Raw genomic sequence first — 17,561 nt, forward strand, 5'->3', positions numbered from 1 at the left:
AAACATGGGAAACGCCCCAAGTTACAATGGGAATTGCGTAAAGTACTCATGGGAAATCGCTAAAGTAGGTATGGGAAATACCTAAAGTTAATCGATCAAATTATTCACACCGTTTTACTTTGCTGAGATGATGCTTGACGAAGAAACTGAGTGTGTCAGTATGGGGTAATTAAAAAACACCCACACATCGAATATAACAATTAAATGACTGAAATAACTGACAAAAAAACACAAAACCAGTTAAAGATATCTCAGTCTAACGAGCTTACTGAGGCTGCCTATTATCTTCCGCTTCAGGCAAAAAGAGTTTTGTGGTTGTGCCTGATGCAAACATACAGACAGACTGAGCACACAGGGTTATTCACAATTAAAGTTGCTGATTACCAGCGTTATTTCAAAGTATCACAGGCAACGGCCAGTACAGATGTTCGTAAAGGAATTGAGGAACTGGGGAGCAGGCAGGTTACCTTTTTCCCATCAGAAGGTGAGTACGAGGAAATACGCAGACCCTGGTTGGCTGAAGCAGGGCTAAAACGTGGCCGTGGTCAGTGGAACCTGGAAATAAACACGAAAGTTATGCCTTATCTCACCGGCTTAACCAGCCAGTTTACGACTTACACGCTGCTCGATTGTGGTCGCATCAATTCAGTACGGGTTATTCGGTTGTATGAAAGTTTGTGCCAGTACCGTTCAACAGGAATTTGGGTAACGACTGCATCCTGGCTTGCGGAACGTTATGAATTACCTGACTCTCAAAAAGTAAATTTTGCGGAAATGAAACGCACATTTCTGCTACCGGCGATTGAAAAAATTAATTCGCAAACTCCGCTTAAAGTCTCCATGAAAGAAGATGGCGGGAAACTGATATTTTCTATCTTGTCTGTTCCTTTATCCCTACCGGCGTTGTCTGAACTTTAGCCTTTTCCCATATTTTCCCTGAAACAGTTTATCTCATAGTTCTGTCGTAAATCTGGATTAGCCAGTTTATTGATCCTTATGAGGTTTTTTTTAACATTGCTACGGCATCTGCCCCCGGCATCGAGAACTGGACGCGGTGACGGGCGGCGACGTCCAGCGCGAACACCTTCGTGTACACCTCCGTTGAACTCACCGATTTATGCCCCATCAGGGACTGGAGCACCTTCAGCGGAATGCCGGCGTACAGCATGTGCATGGCGTAGCTGTGGCGGAAGGTGTGCAGCGTGACCGGCACCGAGAACGTCACGCCGTCAGCGGCGGCGGCGGACACCGCTTCGTTCAGCCAGGTCCGGACGGTGCGGTCGGTAATTTCCCAGATGCGCGCCTTTTCCGTTCTGCCGGTTCGCCTGTTACGGCGCTCCAGCGGGATTTTCAGCGTGGCCACCGTCATCTCCAGCTGCGCCACGTACAGCGGATCGGACAGCGGCACCAGGCGGTGAAACGTGCTGCCCGCCGGGGCCCGGCCCGCGGTTCTGCCGGCCTTTTCCGCCCGCTGTTTCAGGGTGGCCAGCTGCACGAAGGGGTAGGGGGGCGCCAGCGAAAAATCCCCGCGGGTCAGCGCGAGGGCTTCATTAATCCGCGCGCCGGTGTTCCACAGGGTGGCGAACAGCGTCTTGCGCTGCAGGTCGGGCACGTAGTGGAGCAGGGCGCTGATTTCCGGCGCCAGCAGGTATTTCGGCAGGTCGTCATGCATCACAGCCATCTGACGCAGCGCCAGCGCGGCCGGATAATCGATGGCGACCGGTAACGACAGGGCCGGGGCGGACGGTCCTGCATGCGGGAGGGGATAGAGGCTCATTCCGGCTTCCTTAAGTGGTATTTCACGGGGCCGCGCCGGGCAGCATGTCCTGCCCGAGGCTGCAGAGATATTCCGCGTGCAGGATCGTGCGATCCAGTTCTCCGGCGGCTTCGCTGAACTTTTCCCTGAAGCGCCGGAGGTTGATGTGCGTGATCTCCGGAAGGGAGGGCCCGTTCTCACGGGTCAGGTCGTAGCGGAAGGCCGTTGACCTGCTGTCAGCCCTGACGAACTGCTTCACCAGGGCCCCGGTCAGGCTGAAATTTTTAGCCGGAAAGGTTTCGTCAGCGTCCCGCACAATCTTTCTGGCCTGCTCCCAGAGCCGGTTGAGATCATGACCGTCGGTGCCGTACTGCTCCGGTTCAGCGACCAGCTGCCGGCAGAGACGGATAAGGTATTTCATGGCCAGCTCAAGGTGGTGGCGGTACAGAAACAGGACGGGGTACACAAGGGTATCCTGGTCCCTGGATGTATTCTCAATATGCGCGGTCAGGATGTCTGCAGCAAGCCGGTACCCCTCAGCATAGGCCAGGGCAGTACCGGGCTGGTAATTCAGGCAGGCGTTATTGTGCGAGTCGCTGTCCCCGGTGAACAGATCAACGTCGGGCTTCTTTTTCATGGCGTCTTCTCCTGATGATTTCGCCGTCCGGCATCCGGCCGCGAAAAGTAACCGTGCCGGACATTCCCGTCCTGACGCGCCTTTTTAACAGGCAGCCAGTAATCACGCCCCGGAACCATCTTCCCCTCTGCCGGGCTTGCTGAACGTCCCTGTATTTCCGTGATGTAAAAATAACCCTGATGATAATTATCAGGCTTATAAGAACGTAATGAAATTACCGTTTCCCACGCGGACCCGGATCCGGATTCCTTGCTTTTTCACGGTTTCCGGAAGTGTGGCACGGACGGGGGCGAAGCGCAACGGGCGCGGCCGCGGAGCGTTTTCGCGGAAAAGCCCCTTATGTGGTGCCACAGACCCCGCTAAGACACAGGATATGGTGGTGCGGACAAAAAAACGCCGCCGGAGCGGGCCGATCCGCTTCTACCTTTTTCCGGATCTCAGCAGAAATGACAAACCGGCGTGCACAATCAAATATGAAATAATGATGCACATACAACATAATGCATCATAATATCATTGAGTAATGCAAAACCTAGAGTATGATACTGAAACAAAGAAAAGCTTATTAATAACGAAATGGAAGTAAACATGATACATCAAGAACAAGAGCCTGATATTAACAAGACTGCCACACTTACAGTGCGGAACATCCCTCTTGATGTGGATGCAATGATCACGATGCAGGCCAGCGTCGCGGGAAAATCTAAAAGCGATTTTCTGAAGGAATTTCTGACGCAGGAATTTCAGGATCTGATCAAGAATTTCAGTAGGACCAGTCCGCTGGTCTCCCTGATGGACCAGGAACTGGGTAAGCAGGTGGGCGTCAGGGTGGCCGATCACTGGTTTGAGAACGACATGATCACCGGCAATAATCTGAAGTACAAAGCGATACTCAAGCTGACCAACCACGGTGACCTGCAGCAGATTATGATGAAGAACATGCCTTACCTGCAGCTGCGCGCCGGGCAGGTGCTGCACGCGAATTTTTCCTATATCCCGCGTGGTCTGTCGCTGACTTTCTCTTTATTTAACGAGATAGCCAGCCGCGACCCGGCCACCATTAACCAGGTATATAGTGAGATTTTTTACCCGGTGGGAGCAGAGAAATTCTGCCAGGATATCAACGCTATCCGTGCGGAGATGAAGCTTGAACCAGTAGGCGGGCTCTGAAACGAGAAAAGCCATCCCGAAGGATGGCTTTTCCGAACTGCTATTGTCGCGTGAGACCTCCGGAGAGGCGACTCCGCCTTGATGTGGTCATTACGCCACAGACTGACGCTGACGTCAATTATTTTACCCCTTTGTCGGCAAGAGAACGTAAAGTATGAGCCTCGATGTAGTGGCACAGTAAATTTGGCCACCTGATTAAAGGTGATATTCTCACCTCAACATAAAACAGGTGACTTAATGAACAAGAAAACTAAGCGTACGTTCACCCCTGAGTTTCGGCTGGAATGTGCACAGCTGATTGTTGATAAGGGCTACTCATATCGACAGGCCAGTGAAGCGATGAATGTTGGCTCTACCACACTTGAGAGCTGGGTACGCCAGCTCAGGCGGGAGCGTCAGGGCATTACCCCCTCTGCAACTCCCATTACTGCGGAGCAGCAACGTATTCGCGAGCTGGAAAAACAGGTTCGTCGTCTGGAGGAACAGAATACGATATTAAAAAAGGCTACCGCACTCTTGATGTCCGACTCACTGAACGGTTCACGATAGCCGCCAGCCTGAGTGGTAGCCACACGGTTGTGAGCCTTTGCTCCGCGCTGGAAATACACCGTAGCAGTTACCGGTACTGGCGAAAACGACGCGATACTGTCAATCCGGCACGAGTCAGGCTGTACAGCGAAATACGCCGGGCGTGGAACCAGAGCCGGGGCTCAGCAGGCGCACGCACTCTGGCTGAAATGCTGACCCGGAACGGCGTTCCGATGAGTCGTTACCGTGCCGGGCGTCTGATGAAATATCTGAACCTGAGCAGTTGCCAGCCCGGAAAACATCAGTACAAAAATGCCCGTCAGGAGCATATCTGCCTGCCGAATCTGCTTGAGCGTCAGTTCGCTGTACCGGAGCCAGATCGGGTATGGTGCGGGGATATCACCTATATATGGGCAGGAAATCGCTGGTGTTATCTGGCGGTCGTCATGGATCTTTTTGCGCGCAGAATTATTGGCTGGAGTCTGTCAGCGAATGCCGATACAGCATTGGTAAGCAGTGCCCTGCGGATGGCCTGTGAGATGCGTGGCCAACCTCGGGAGGTCATGTTCCATAGCGACAATAATAATGTCGGTGTCAGTTTTTATCATCACTCGGTTTGTCGTTTCACCCGATTGGTGTGATTACTGATGCAGTGAAGACCTTCCCGCATCCTGACTCACACAGCGATCGACCTTTTTGTGTCCTGCCCTGGACTCGTCGGTTGCCGGAAGCGCCTTCATGCGAGGCATCTCCTCACCGGTACGCGTGACTCAAGAAGGGCCTGACGGCTGTCTCGTTACTGTCCTGTCCGGGTTATCTGTCTGGAGATTCAACTTTGTTTCCTTACAGGAGTCGCACCATGGCTGATAACGTTACCGAAACCTCCGTTGTGGGTGGCGTGGATACACATAAAGATCTGCACGTTGCCGCTGTCGTTGATCAAAATAATAAAGTCCTGGGTACCCAGTATTTCTCCGCCACACGGCAAGGGTATCGCCAAATGCTGGTATGGATGGCTTCGTTTGGAGCATTAAAGCGAATTGGCGTTGAGTGCACAGGCACTTATGGTTCCGGGTTGCTTCGCTATTTTCAGAATGCCGGGTTAGAAGTTCTTGAGGTGACAGCGCCAGATCGAATGGAGCGGCGCAAGCGGGGAAAAAGTGACACGATTGATGCTGAATGTGCCGCTCATGCTGCATTCTCAGGAATAAGAACCGTCACGCCCAAAACGCGCGATGGCATGATTGAGTCTCTTCGGGTGTTAAAAACCTGCCGCAAAACAGCGATATCAGCCCGAAGAGTCGCTCTCCAGATCATCCATTCCAACATTATCTCTGCGCCAGATGAGTTACGTGAACAACTAAGAAATATGACACGTATGAAGCTCATCAGGACTCTGGGAGCATGGAGGCCTGATGTCACTGAATGCCGCAATGTTACAAACGTTTATCGAATTGCATTAAAGTCCCTTGCCCGACGCTATCTTGAGCTGCACGACGAAATTGCTGATCTGGACGTCATGATTGCGGCGATTGTCGATAAGCTGGCACCTGAACTGATTAAACGTAATGCTATTGGATACGAAAGCGCTTCGCAGTTGCTGATCACGGCCGGAGACAATCCCCAACGGCTAAGATCAGAATCAGGTTTTGCTGCGCTGTGTGGCGTCAGTCCTGTTCCTGTCTCTTCTGGAAAAACAAACCGTTATCGGCTTAACCGGGGTGGAGATCGTGCTGCAAATAGCGCACTTCACATCATAGCCATCGGACGCTTACGAACTGACGCAAAAACAAAGGAATATGTCGCCAGGCGCGTAGCCGAAGGACATACAAAAATGGAAGCGATACGCTGTCTGAAGCGATATATCTCTCGCGAAGTTTACACGTTACTGCGCAATCAAAACAGGCAGGTCAACAGTATCCCGATAACAACTTGACTCTTAGAAGGGCGTCCAGGGAAGCCAGTATACCGGGCTTAAATATCAACAAGTTCTCTGGCGTTACAGGATAAAGCAAAGCGTCAGTCGGCGGGGAAACTGCTGGGATAACAGCCCCATGGAACGCTTCTTCCGTAGTTTGAAAACAGAATGGGTGCCGACGAATGGTTACGCAGGGAAGGATGAGGCCCGGCGACAAATCGGCAGTTATATCCTGAATTACTACAATAGCGTCAGACCTCATCATTACAACGGGGGGCTGACGCCGGAAGAATCAGAGAACAGATACCGTTCTTACTGTAAAACCGTGGCCAGTATTACTTGACCACTACACGAAACTTACATATCAGCCGAGCGGCTGGACATCTATGAAAAGCATCTCAAGGTAGAACCTGGACAGATCATGGCCGCCTACTACTGGAATAAAGCGCTTGCTGGCGCCATGCTGCCCGCGCTCCAGTGTCTGGAAGTCACCCTTCGTAACGCCATAGATAAGGCTGTCCAGTCCGGGCCCGTTCCGGGGGCGACCGGGTTGTGGCTGACAGATCACAACTGGATTTTCAGTCTGCCGCGCTATATGGGTAAAAAAGCCTATCCCAAACTGCGGAGGCGGTACAAGATGGCAAAAAAGCCCGCCGACCGGCAGGATGCGCAGGGAGTCATGCTGGACCAGTACGGGCACCGGATCATTGCATGTAAGGTTCGTGAAGAAACACTGGTAGACCAGGCCCGCGATCTCATCGTGGCCGAGGGCAAGACCATCACCCCGGCGCGGGTGATTTCTGGACTCAGCTTCGGCTTCTGGACAACGCTGCTCAGCACCAAATATGAGGACGTGAACAGCAAATCTCTGCTGTGGCCGAACCTTGAAGCTATCGTTTTCCCGCATGCCCCGCCTGGCTGTGGAATGCCTGACATCAGGGAAGCTTTTCACCGCGTCCGGGCTTTGCGTAATCGCCTTTCGCATCACGAAGCCCTGTGGAAATTCCATTATGACGATCCGGCAACGGGACTGCCGGATTACGGAAACCCGGTCTATGGCGCTCAGGCCAGCTGCAGTCTTCTGCGAAAGCACTATGATGACATCATTGAGATGATTGGCTGGATGAGTCCCGACCGGAAAGCTAATTTCCTGAGTCATTCGGCGAATCTTCGGTTCTATGCCCTGTGCTCGGTGGACGGACTGAACAGCTACATCGCCCCGGAAAAAATTAAGGCACAGATTAAGGTTTCACGTGGAGGTAAAGGTATCAGCAGGTTAATCAGGGTGCTCGAAAAAAATGAGTTCATCCGGATAGTGAAGGAGGGTCAGACGGTACTCACCATCGGCACTGACAACTCCACCCAGATTCAATAACCCCCCTTTTAATATCTAAAGTATTCTGCCGACCCGGAGTGCTTCCGGGTTTTCCTTTTCCGGAATCAGTACTGGACCGTGCTTGCCCGGCCCTGTGTTTAGCACGCCGATCTGTCCGGCGGCGGCACTATGATAGCGCAGGGTGATATTGAATGAAGGGGAAATCAGTGATATTTAGGAAGTTTTTCGCGATACACTGAAGATCATTACCCGCAGCGGAAAGACCACAATGACAACAACAATACCGGATGAATTTATCGCGGCATTTAACCGCGTATGGCTGTTGCCGGCGGGTATGGATCACAACGCAATATTAAACTCACATGAGTTCCTGCATCTTCGTAATACGTCGGATAAACATTGCCATGCCCAAATTGAGGGGAATTTCTTTGATCCATTTCTGCTTCGGGGACTCCACAAACTAGGAGTTCCCTGCTTTTTCACTGCCGGTTCTCCGTTAGCCGCCGCCGACATGTCAGAGACGGCCGCACAATGCTACGGGGCACTGATGAAGCGTCACGAGCAACACATTTATCTCTGCCCGCTCGATTGCGCTGGCTGTATACCGCAGATTGAGACGGCCAACTGGAGTATCAGGCGCTTCAGTAAAAATGAGCTGGATGAACTGCTGAATTCTCTGCCGCTGCAAAGAGTGCCCGGGAATGTTTCCGCAGACACTGCAAGATTATCGCAGTTTTTGTGGTTAGTGGTCCGGCATGTAGAAGAAATGCGGGCAGATTTTGCTGAACGCTACTGGCCCTGGAATGCCAACAGGGATCATCCGGGAGCGGTGTCCCCCTATAAATTCATACATCCGGAAGCCGTGGAAAGCGCCATTTTTTCATTGATGCTGGCCCCCTGGGAAGAGTGGCAGCACAACGAGGAATATTACTGGCGCCCCTTCAATATCCCCTGGGTGCATACGCTATCAGACGATATTTTTCGGCAGCAACTACCTATCCCATCAGCCGCAACACTCAGCTGGGTTCTTTGTTCATATCATGATGAAAACGTTGGCTGGGACGAGTATGAAGCCCCGCACGAGTATGCTTATAGCGTGACCTGTGACCAGTTGATGCCTTTTTTTGACCCTCAATTCTGCAATCAACTAGAAGCAGCTGTCACCAGCGGCCTCATCAATGTGGCCGCACGGCATCAATTCGTAAAAGCGTTCATGTCAGATGGTGTGGATGAGTTTCTGGCACATGTTGTCGTGATTGACGCCTGTATTGGTGAAACATCCGCTGATAAAGCTATGGAAAAGCATCTCAGAAGGCTCCAGTCTACTGGACGGTTAAAATACCGGCTTGCCGGGCTGCTCAATGATGCATCCGTCAAGGAGAGTATGAATGTCATATACAACGCGCGCAGTGATTATGTACATGGTAACGCGCTGGAGGAAATCCCCGGAGAACATATTCTGCAAGCTCGTAGCCTGGCCCAAAAAACGCTGAATGCCATAGTGACAGAAGCAGGTCGATCACCAGGTTTAGTGCGGGAAGCATTTCTTGACGATATCCTTCGAAGAGGATGGAACCTCATTGAAAGCGGATGTTCGTAGCTGTGCCCGATTATGATATCGGACGAAACAGGCTGGCCAATAGAGAATTGACGACTTTTCCTATGAGTAATCGGGGCAGGTAAAATCAGCCTGCTCAGTGTGCTGATGAGTCACTTCAGAGCATGCATTCCGGCTGGCAGAAATGTGTTACAGATTGGGATTTGGCATCTTCCCAATGCCACCAATCTCAGGTAATTCTTACGTTACCTCCCGGCTACGCTCAGCAGGCGCGTCCGGGAGGTCATGTCAGCTTTGCTTGTTCTGATAAAGGTCCCAGCGGTTACCATAAAGATCTTCAAACACCACTACTATGCCATACTCCTCTTCACGAGGCGCTTCAGAGAATTTAACGCCTTTTGATTTCATAAGGTTATAGTCACGCCAGAAGTCGTCCGTCTGTAGAAAAAGAAAAACTCTGCCGCCACACTGGTTACCGATAAACCCTTCCTGCCTTTCGTTCGAAGCGCGTGCAAGAAGAAGATTACAATCGCTTTCCGGGTTAGGTGTAACCACGACCCAGCGCTTACCGGGCTGTGGCGTATCTTCTACCAGCGTAAAACCCAGCTTCTCCGTATAGTATTCAATCGCGCGATCATAATCGTCGACTACTACAGCTAAGTAACCCAGACATTTTCTTTGCGTGCGCATTTCACTCTCCCGTTTATTGAACTCAACATTACACTACAGTTTTTGATTTTTCCCAACCGCTCAGAGTTTCTCTCCCGAAGTGATAGTATTTTTTTATTTTGATTTTAATCACAGCATTTAAAACATAATCGCACTGACTGAAATCGGTATAAATACATTCATAAAACAGAATAATATTTTGATAAAAGCGGCTTTTTCGGGCTCAAATTACATAGCAGGCTAATTATTTAACACCTAATGAATTTAATTAAAATAATTAATGTCATAAAAAGAATGATTAACTCATAAAAAGCACTAAAACCTTAAAAATTTCTCAATAATGGATTTTATACATAATCACAATAATTTATAAACAAAAAATTAACAATATATATCTATATATATCAATATCTTATATTTTAACTTTAAGCAAATTCTTACAATATACACATTAAGAAACATTTATCTGACTAGAAACACTTTAAACATAGTTATATAAAAAACCTCCGTAGATAGCGTAAAAGTTAAGTGGTACTTATCATAAGGTGACGCCTGCGTATCCGTAACGATGCGCATATGGCAACGCAAAATACAGAGTTAAATTCAGTATGAATAAGGATGAACTATGCAAGTTGCTGCCGAGTTACGCCCCGCTATGCAGGAAGTCAGAAAACGGTTCAATACTCTTAACAGCTACCAGAATGATGAGGACCTTTTTTTTAAAGAGTCATCAGAATTTCTGAAATTTGTACGTGATGAACAACTACTGCCTTTACTGATCCATGAAATACTTGAAGATCCAAATTATCTTTCCGAGGTTGCTTCAAATTCATATAAACATGTCAATCACTTTTCCAAAGTTGTTCTTATCAATGATGTCAATCCGGACCACTGCCGACTGACGTTGCATATCTGGAAACCACCATTTACTGAAGCAGAAATCAGTCAGGAATTGATCCATGATCACCGTTTCAGCTTTTCTTCTTATGTATTGTGTGGCGAGCAGGTGCATGAAATATTCAGCGAGTCTTCACAAAAATCGATAGCTAAAGTCCGCTTTCAAAAGTACAAATACCTTCCCTCTGCCACAGGTAATATTCACGACTGCTTCTTTGAAGAAGACGTATATCTCGACCAGATAGCTGAAAAGAAAGTCAGCCCGGGAAACGTCTATACGATGCATAATGAGGCCATTCACCGTATCGTTTTTCCGGAAGGTGATGAACCTATAATATCGTTCCTTGTGCGCGGCCCCCGAAAAAGGAATTATACCCACACTTACAACACGTTTTATCCACGTGAGGGAACTGTTTCAAACGTTCCAATGTATACTCCGAATGAACTTCATGAATTGCTTTCTTATACCCTGAATAAAATCTGAGGATTTACTATGAGTCTTGTCGTTGACACTGAAGGTTCGGTTCATGAAAAACATGGCGAATATAATATATTCCGCCAACTGGCAGTAAAAGTATTTGCAGACCATATTAATGATGAAAGTTATTACAAATGGCTTGATGAAGTGCCTCTGGAATTAAAAAGCCGCTTTCCTTCCATAGAATTTAAAGAACGTGACTGGGTAAGGGCTAATCCGCCTCTCAATACAGCCGTTTATTACGACACCCCCGGCTATGACATCCTGCCTACCGGTGCCCTGCTTAGAACCTCCTGCAGCCGGCTTACGCACGCCTTCTGCGCTTTCAAGATGCCGGAAGATTCAACCGGTAACCGGCTGGACCGCCGACACGTATTTGAAGGCGAGGAAAAGGCCACCATTCAGAACGATCCCAGCGGCCCGGCGTCAGTAGGTATCGTTAAAAAACTAATCACCCGGCATGATGTTGACCAGCCCGGTACTTTCCTTGAAATGGCTACGGGGATTTCACCTGACCTGCTCAGTCCGGCGTTGGTACTGAAGGGCCACCGTACGACATTCTATGTACTTATCGACGGCTATGACGTACTGCGGTGCTCGATTGACCGCTCATCGGTGCTCGATTTCCGCGCCAGCCAGGACGTCGAAGATCCGACTAACTGGAAGAGTTTTCGCGAAGTGGAACTGTCGCTTTACCCCCGTATTTCCGATGAAATCAAAGACGATCCACGCGTTGTTCAGGTTATTGAAGCTCTTCGTGATTCCCTGATAAACCGCTTCGATACGCACGTTATTTATGACATCAAGTATCAGCGTGGCATGAAGCTGTTAGGTAAATACTGAAAATCATTCGTGGGGTATTCTGTGCTTCCAGCAATATTTATTACCGCCATTTTGGCTGTCATGAACGGGGCAAAATATCAGTCCCTGAGTAACTATTTACACCTTGTGTACGGTTACCCCACGCATGAAGTCGCTTTTCTTTTTTCACTGTCTAATTTATGCGGCCTGGCTTTTGGCCTTGTTATGCTCTCTATACCATCGGTGCGAGAAATTCTTTCCAAACTGCACGTAACGGTTTTAATTTTTCAGGCAGCGGCCTTTGCGCTGAACTATTTCTATCGCGACATTTATCCCGCAATGCTCTTTCAGCGAGTTCTTGAAGGGTGCGTCTTTGCCTATATTATGAATTTTTATCCTGTAGCGCTTACGCGATATACCCGCCCTGACAGAACTGAACTGGTAATGTGCATGTGGGGACTTGTTTATGCCCTGGGATTTGCATTCTCAAACGGGATCGCTGCGTTTAATATTCCAGATTCCCTCGCATTTAATATACCTTCACTCATGCTTTTTGCATGCCTGCTTATTTTGAACAAAAAAATAATGTTGCCGGTCAATATTAACGACGCGGGGGGTAGGGATGTGAAAAGACCTCAGGTAATTGTTCTGGGGAAAATTGGGTTGGTTGCCGTACCGTTTTTTCTCTTTACTTTTGTGTATAACAACTTTCTTTTTACGTATTCTCTGGCGAATCCTAACAGCAATCCCCTTTACTGGATGATGCTGGTTAACGGCGCGGGAATTATTCTGTCCAACACATTGGTTTCTTCCGGCAGGATAAGCGCCACCCTTTATCTGGCATTCCTCATCGCTGTACTCTGGCTGCAGACGCAGTTTTCATCTACCGTAAGCCTGCCTGTGGCTGCAGGAATTATCCTCGTGCTGGGCCTCATCGAAGGGGTGGTGTTTGGTTTCTTTATCCGGCACTTTGCTGCCGGCGACTTTGATCTTGTCAAGGCGGGTTACCTGGTCTCAGGGAGCTTGGGCGCAACCCTTGGACCGCTTCTGCCGCTGCATTTCGGTACCACATCTTTTCCGGTTTCCGCTCTGTTCCTGACGTCAGTCGTCTGCCTTCTGACTCTTAACGGGTATAAAAAACGCAGCTCGTCCCTGAATACGGAAGAAGAACATGTCTGACAGGGCCCTCATGTTCTTCAAACCGGAGTTCACACCAGAAGATCGCGCCCGCTATTTCAGGGTGATCCGGCGCTACCTCGATGCGTACGGCCTGTCCATTGAGGCCGACAGTGAGGTACACGCTCGCGATAAAAAAGAAGCTATTTTTGACCGCGTTTATGCCCGGCTGCTGAATAATGCGCGACAGCCTCAGTCAGGAAAGGTGATCGGTGGATTTTCTTATCTGAAAACGGTCGCTGACGCAGACGAAGAGCAGCTCTTTCGGGAGTGGATCTCCCCCCTCAATCCTGCGTTGCGAACCGGTGAAGATAATTATTACCTGCACATGGGAGATCTCAGGGTGATTAATCCCTTCTGCCCCTATCAGCGGCGTCTTTTTATTGAAACCCAGGGCTCTGTGCATCTGTTCATCATCCGCAGAAGCGGAGCGATGTCATGGGCGGAAATTAAGCCCCTTTTACAGGGCGCACCCGTTCAGACGGGCGGACAGGGCAGAGGGATTCGCTCACACCTCAGTCAGTGCAGCTGGTATACCCCCACCACAAATGGACTACATCTCTCAGCATCCGATCAGGATGCTCTCAGGGAAACCGAGGCGGTGAAGGAATTTTTCATACACAGCAGGCAGAACAGACCATGAAGAAAGAGCTCATTCTTATCCGGCACGGGCACTCTGAGTGGCAGGCCGGTACCACCCGAGACAGAAACAGTCACCTGACCGGAAAAGGGATAATAGAGGCGGGAAGACTCTATAATACGCTGGCGGCTTACGCGAACGTGGCTGATTTTCATCTCATCAGCAGCCCCCTTCACAGGGCTGTCGAAACCAGTCGTCTTGCCCTGTCCCGGGCCCAGTTCTCGTCGGTTTACTTTGACAAAAACTTCAGGGAAGCATCTTTCCACGTTCGCGGCGGCCTGAGCCTTCCTGAGGATTTTTACCCTGAGGCGGACGGGAAGGTCAGCAGTGAATATCAGGATTTTAAGGCCGGGATCAAATCAGCGCTGGCTGACGTGCTTGCTGCGCACGACCGCGTCATGATATTCACCCACGGCGGCGTCATTAAAACCATCCTGCGGCTTCACTGCGGTTCAGACGCTTTCTGCACGCAGATTGATAACTGTTCGGTGACACACTTTGTCAAAAAGGACAACGCATGGCTCCTGCAGAGGGTAAATCACCGATGCTGAGTAACGAAACGTTTTACCTGACCACGGTGGTAGTCCTCTGTGCGCTGTGTCAGTCCGTCGTGGGCGTTGGCCTCATTATGATAGGCCTCCCGACCCTGATCCTGAGCGGATATCCTTTTGATCATGCACTTTCTATCTGCCTGCCTGGCTCGCTTATCATCAACGTCTTCCAGGTTCTGGCCGAGCGCAGCAACTACCGGCGCGCCGATATTGTTTCGTATGCCAGCATTTCTGTCATCTATACGGCTTTTCTTTTCTATCTGAACCTGGTCATCGGCCTCAGCTTCAGCAAGCTGACCGCCGGGATCATACTGCTTTTCACCGGCATCGTGGGTTTTATGCCGGCTGTAAGAGAACGGTTTCTGAAAACGCTGAACATCAAACCTGCCGTTACGAATACCGCTATAGGCGTTATCCATTCCATATCCAGCCTTGGGGGCTCGCTGCTGTCACTGACCGGCACCGCCAGGTATGCCGAAAGCGCTGAAGCCAGGCGTTTTATCGCCGGCGGGTATTTATCTCTGGGGATAATTCAGCTTGCCTTCTATTCCACCCACGGCGTCAGCATCACTCCCGTTATGTATTCACTGGTCGCGGTGCCAGCCTATTTTATTTCACGTACGCTGGTCACGCCTTACGTTAACCATCAGAAGTTAAAAGCATTCATTTTCATCCTGATTCTTATTTACGGCGCACTGCTAATTAAACAGTCAATGTGAGGCAAATATGGAAAATATCCTTTCAAAATATATAGATACTGAGATAGGGGTTTCTTTCAGCAACGGTAAAGTGGATGTCGCGACTCTTAAATCCTTCAGCTCCGGATTTATCGTCATTCAGTCAAAGGAAACCGTTCAGCATATCCCCTTCCATTCGGTGATCCGCTTTATTGAAGCAGGCGACGAAGCTTACTTTCTGCTGCGGAAGCGTTCCCATCCGCTGACGATTGTTGTCACGCCTGTGATAAGTGTCATCACTACCTATTGACGTCAGAAAAGGGCAGCCGGATATGACCAGAATAACCACCACAGAAAACCTCCATTACCTGACAACCAGCCCGTGGAACATACCATCTGTCCGACACGTCAGGGACCGCGATCCCCTGCTCATCACGGTGTCCGGCAATTATAATCTGGGCAAGTCAGCATTTATGCGGCGCTTGGGAGCCCGCCTCTTTCTGCAGGACAACTACACGATACTTATCGATGAGAGTTCTTTCCGGCATCTTCACCATCCGTATGGGCTAAGAGAGGCAGAGGCCAACTTTTTTTCATTTATTATTCACATGATGGCCCAGAGGGATATCCTGATAAAGTCATGGCTGAACTGCGGCTTTAACGTCATCATTGAGCGATCATTTACTGAGGATATGATGCTCAGCAAACTGCTGAACGGAGAATCTTTACTCAGCGATAGCGAAACGGCCCTGCATACAAGTCTGCATGATTCTTACGTTTCAACCAATCGTAAATCCGATTGCGTCTTCTACTTTAATTATCCTGCGGAACGTTCAAAAACAAACCACGAAGTTGCGGTCAGCTCCGGCCAGATACCGACGTTTTTCTGCGGTGGAATAAACCGGGAAGAGTGGTTCTCAGCCCGCCATCGTCTGTATCAGGATTTTCATCAAAATTTACTCTCAGAGGGCGTGACGGTCATAGAGCATAACTATGATTGCTACGAAGACGCTCTGCTGTCCAATTTTATGCACCGGTTTTTCTGACAAACAGTTCTCAGCCCTATATCTGACTTCGGGGCTGAGAATGTCACCCTAAAGTAAAGTTATGCGAATTCACTCCGTTCACCTTAGTCGCAAAGTCATTTGAATTTAATCCAGCCTAAATTAAAAAGGGAATTTTAAGTTTGTAGTTCCCTATAAATCTTAAAACCGCATGTCATATGACCCAGTTCAAAAATCACTGGTCGGCAGATCCGCTTCTCGGGGTTTCCGGATCTAAACTTTGAAACGATAAAAACTGAAAATAATGATTGTAAAATTGCCTGCTGAAAACAATAATTATGGAAGGTAGCAAAATAGCTAACACGAGACAAAATAGCACTTTCAATCTGAATGAGGTAGCAGGTAACTGTTTCACTTTCAGGCAGGCAAAGGACCCACTATGGCACAAATCAGTTTTCGCTGCCCCGATGAACAACGCAACGCCGCCGATCTGACCGCAAGAAAAGCTGGCTACAGTAGTCTGCAGGATTATCTGGGCACCATTGTTACTTACATGGCTCAGGAGGGCACCCTCCCTGTGGTTATCAGTTTCAAGCCAATAGCGCTGACGCCAGACGACGCTTTCCAACAGGCCATCATTCGCTTCCGTGAAGTCTATCTGAAACTGGATAACCTGCTGACCAACGGCCTGACCATCGGCGAAATGACCCCTCTAAAGGAGTTGCGGGGACCGATTGACGATATCCAGGCAGCAATGAACTTCCAGGAACAACATCATCATTTGATCGAGATGGCCCCCGGGCAACTGGAAGAACTCCCCGGCGGGCATCAGTTTTCGCGCTGTCGCGAGCACTTTCAGCTACTTGCAGGCCACCTCAGAACGGCCATCCGGATGGTAAACATGAATAAACGCCCGGTCAGCTCCAGGGACAGGGAAGAAATGCGGGAAGCCCTTGACGACGCAGCCCGTCAGATAAATGAATTACAGTCGATGACCAGCGGAGATGTCAGCCAGGAAAGTGGAAGGGCCTTATTCCTTCTTGATGCGTGTGACGTATACCGGTTTGCCCGTTTAGCCACCAATCTCGGTGAAGAATGGGGCATACGCCGCGCCTGGCTTAATCGTATGGGAATTGCACGCCGCCAGGCGGAGGAGCAATTCAGCCGCCTGGGGGTACAGTCCGATGTGGGGCAGATGGCAGCATTGACTACCTTGATGGCACAGGTCTGCGACCGGGTGACGCAAGCCCTTGAAAAGGAAAACAGTAGCCTGTCGGCTGTGAGTGAAACGCTGATGGAAGAGCTTAATACTTCACTGATGTCACTGGGCAGCGAAATTGCACCCGTGCAGAAAATCTGATCTTTCTTTGGAAAGAACTTAAAAAGCAAAAACCCCGACTTAAGCCGGGCACCGGTAACCTCGAAAAGGCGGCGGCGTTCTTCGGCAAAGTCTGCGGTAATAATCGAGGTATGCTCAGCGTGAAAAAAAAGGACAACGGAGTATTCATGCGCTGCGATGACAGCATTTCCCTGAGTTCCTGGATAAAAGGGGTCTACCGGCTGAAACTACAGACGATATCAGATGACCCGTTTCTCAGGGCGGGAAATATAAACATTAAGTAAGAAAAGGGGATTGTGGGCCAATGGTGATCCAAATTCAGGCCCGGAAGCGGAACGCGAACGTATCCTGGAAAGAACTAATGACGGACGAGCGGCTGCAATGGCTTCAGCTCTGGCTCTGATAAAAGGAGGAACGTCATTCAGA

17 protein-coding genes and 2 pseudogenes are annotated in these 17,561 nt (G+C 49.6%); 16 read left to right on the plus strand and 3 right to left on the minus strand.

The window, feature by feature from the left end; translation table 11 throughout:
• Positions 1–204: 204 nt before the first annotated feature.
• Positions 205–918, plus strand: coding sequence for a replication initiation protein (locus PMPD1_RS22135; protein ID WP_173636317.1), 714 nt, complete (start codon positions 205–207; stop codon positions 916–918).
• 76 nt (positions 919–994) lie between these two features.
• On the opposite strand, the gene PMPD1_RS22140 is transcribed toward PMPD1_RS22135, so the two are convergent.
• Together PMPD1_RS22140 and PMPD1_RS22145 are read right to left on the minus strand one after the other, a co-directional pair.
• Positions 995–1,777 (minus strand): site-specific integrase, encoded by a 783-nt coding sequence (locus PMPD1_RS22140; protein WP_173636318.1) that lies wholly within the window; start codon positions 1,775–1,777, stop codon positions 995–997.
• Between the two features lie 22 nt (positions 1,778–1,799).
• Positions 1,800–2,393 carry a hypothetical protein gene (locus PMPD1_RS22145; RefSeq protein ID WP_173636319.1) on the minus strand — a complete coding sequence of 198 codons (594 nt, stop codon included), beginning with the start codon at positions 2,391–2,393 and terminating at the stop codon, positions 1,800–1,802.
• Positions 2,394–2,981: 588 nt separating this feature from the next.
• Here PMPD1_RS22145 and PMPD1_RS22150 point away from each other — a divergent pair.
• From PMPD1_RS22150 to PMPD1_RS22175, 6 genes and pseudogenes are all read left to right on the plus strand, one after another.
• On the plus strand, positions 2,982–3,563 hold the full coding sequence (locus PMPD1_RS22150; RefSeq protein WP_173636320.1) for a hypothetical protein: 582 nt from the start codon (positions 2,982–2,984) through the stop codon (positions 3,561–3,563).
• 201 nt (positions 3,564–3,764) lie between these two features.
• A pseudogene (locus PMPD1_RS22155) lies at positions 3,765–4,678 on the plus strand (IS3 family transposase); the annotation flags it as partial.
• A gap of 272 nt (positions 4,679–4,950) precedes the next feature.
• A complete protein-coding gene (locus PMPD1_RS22160) occupies positions 4,951–6,027 on the plus strand; it encodes an IS110 family RNA-guided transposase (protein ID WP_173636321.1) in 1,077 nt (358 codons plus the stop codon).
• Positions 6,028–6,043: 16 nt separating this feature from the next.
• Positions 6,044–6,352 (plus strand): annotated as a pseudogene (locus tag PMPD1_RS22165) (integrase core domain-containing protein); the annotation flags it as partial.
• A gap of 39 nt (positions 6,353–6,391) precedes the next feature.
• Positions 6,392–7,384 (plus strand): Abi family protein, encoded by a 993-nt coding sequence (locus tag PMPD1_RS22170; RefSeq protein ID WP_354292952.1) that lies wholly within the window; start codon positions 6,392–6,394, stop codon positions 7,382–7,384.
• Between the two features lie 229 nt (positions 7,385–7,613).
• Positions 7,614–8,945 (plus strand): hypothetical protein, encoded by a 1,332-nt coding sequence (locus PMPD1_RS22175; protein ID WP_354292951.1) that lies wholly within the window; start codon positions 7,614–7,616, stop codon positions 8,943–8,945.
• Positions 8,946–9,191: 246 nt separating this feature from the next.
• Here the strand turns inward: PMPD1_RS22175 and PMPD1_RS22180 are convergent, their stop codons facing one another.
• Entirely contained in the window at positions 9,192–9,593 is a 402-nt protein-coding gene (locus PMPD1_RS22180) for a VOC family protein (protein WP_173636322.1), read from the minus strand.
• A 604-nt stretch (positions 9,594–10,197) separates the two neighbouring features.
• On the opposite strand from PMPD1_RS22180, the gene PMPD1_RS22185 reads away from it, so the two are divergent.
• The 9 genes from PMPD1_RS22185 to PMPD1_RS22225 all read left to right on the plus strand — a co-directional run bounded on the left by PMPD1_RS22185 (position 10,198) and on the right by PMPD1_RS22225 (position 17,156).
• The gene (locus PMPD1_RS22185; RefSeq protein ID WP_173636323.1) at positions 10,198–10,953 is read left to right on the plus strand and encodes a hypothetical protein; all 756 of its coding nucleotides are present in this window, start codon (positions 10,198–10,200) and stop codon (positions 10,951–10,953) included.
• Positions 10,954–10,962: 9 nt separating this feature from the next.
• Positions 10,963–11,790, plus strand: a complete 828-nt coding sequence (locus tag PMPD1_RS22190) for a hypothetical protein (protein ID WP_173636324.1) — start codon at positions 10,963–10,965, stop codon at positions 11,788–11,790.
• A gap of 21 nt (positions 11,791–11,811) precedes the next feature.
• Positions 11,812–12,927, plus strand: coding sequence for a hypothetical protein (locus PMPD1_RS22195; RefSeq protein WP_173636325.1), 1,116 nt, complete (start codon positions 11,812–11,814; stop codon positions 12,925–12,927).
• Positions 12,920–13,567, plus strand: coding sequence for a hypothetical protein (locus PMPD1_RS22200; protein WP_173636326.1), 648 nt, complete (start codon positions 12,920–12,922; stop codon positions 13,565–13,567). The genes PMPD1_RS22195 and PMPD1_RS22200 overlap by 8 nt, the downstream gene beginning before the upstream one ends.
• Positions 13,564–14,115 (plus strand): histidine phosphatase family protein, encoded by a 552-nt coding sequence (locus PMPD1_RS22205; RefSeq protein WP_173636327.1) that lies wholly within the window; start codon positions 13,564–13,566, stop codon positions 14,113–14,115. Before PMPD1_RS22200 ends, PMPD1_RS22205 begins: the two co-directional genes overlap by 4 nt.
• Positions 14,082–14,834, plus strand: coding sequence for a hypothetical protein (locus PMPD1_RS22210; protein WP_173636328.1), 753 nt, complete (start codon positions 14,082–14,084; stop codon positions 14,832–14,834). Before PMPD1_RS22205 ends, PMPD1_RS22210 begins: the two co-directional genes overlap by 34 nt.
• A 7-nt stretch (positions 14,835–14,841) precedes the next feature.
• Positions 14,842–15,102, plus strand: coding sequence for a hypothetical protein (locus PMPD1_RS22215; RefSeq protein ID WP_173636329.1), 261 nt, complete (start codon positions 14,842–14,844; stop codon positions 15,100–15,102).
• 22 nt (positions 15,103–15,124) lie between these two features.
• Positions 15,125–15,838: a nucleoside/nucleotide kinase family protein gene (locus PMPD1_RS22220; RefSeq protein ID WP_173636330.1), complete on the plus strand. Its 714-nt coding sequence runs from the start codon at positions 15,125–15,127 to the stop codon at positions 15,836–15,838.
• Positions 15,839–16,235: 397 nt separating this feature from the next.
• On the plus strand, positions 16,236–17,156 hold the full coding sequence (locus tag PMPD1_RS22225; RefSeq protein WP_173636331.1) for a hypothetical protein: 921 nt from the start codon (positions 16,236–16,238) through the stop codon (positions 17,154–17,156).
• Positions 17,157–17,561 lie beyond the last annotated feature (405 nt).

The sequence above is a fragment of the Paramixta manurensis genome, assembly GCF_013285385.1.
GTDB lineage: Bacteria > Pseudomonadota > Gammaproteobacteria > Enterobacterales > Enterobacteriaceae > Paramixta > Paramixta manurensis.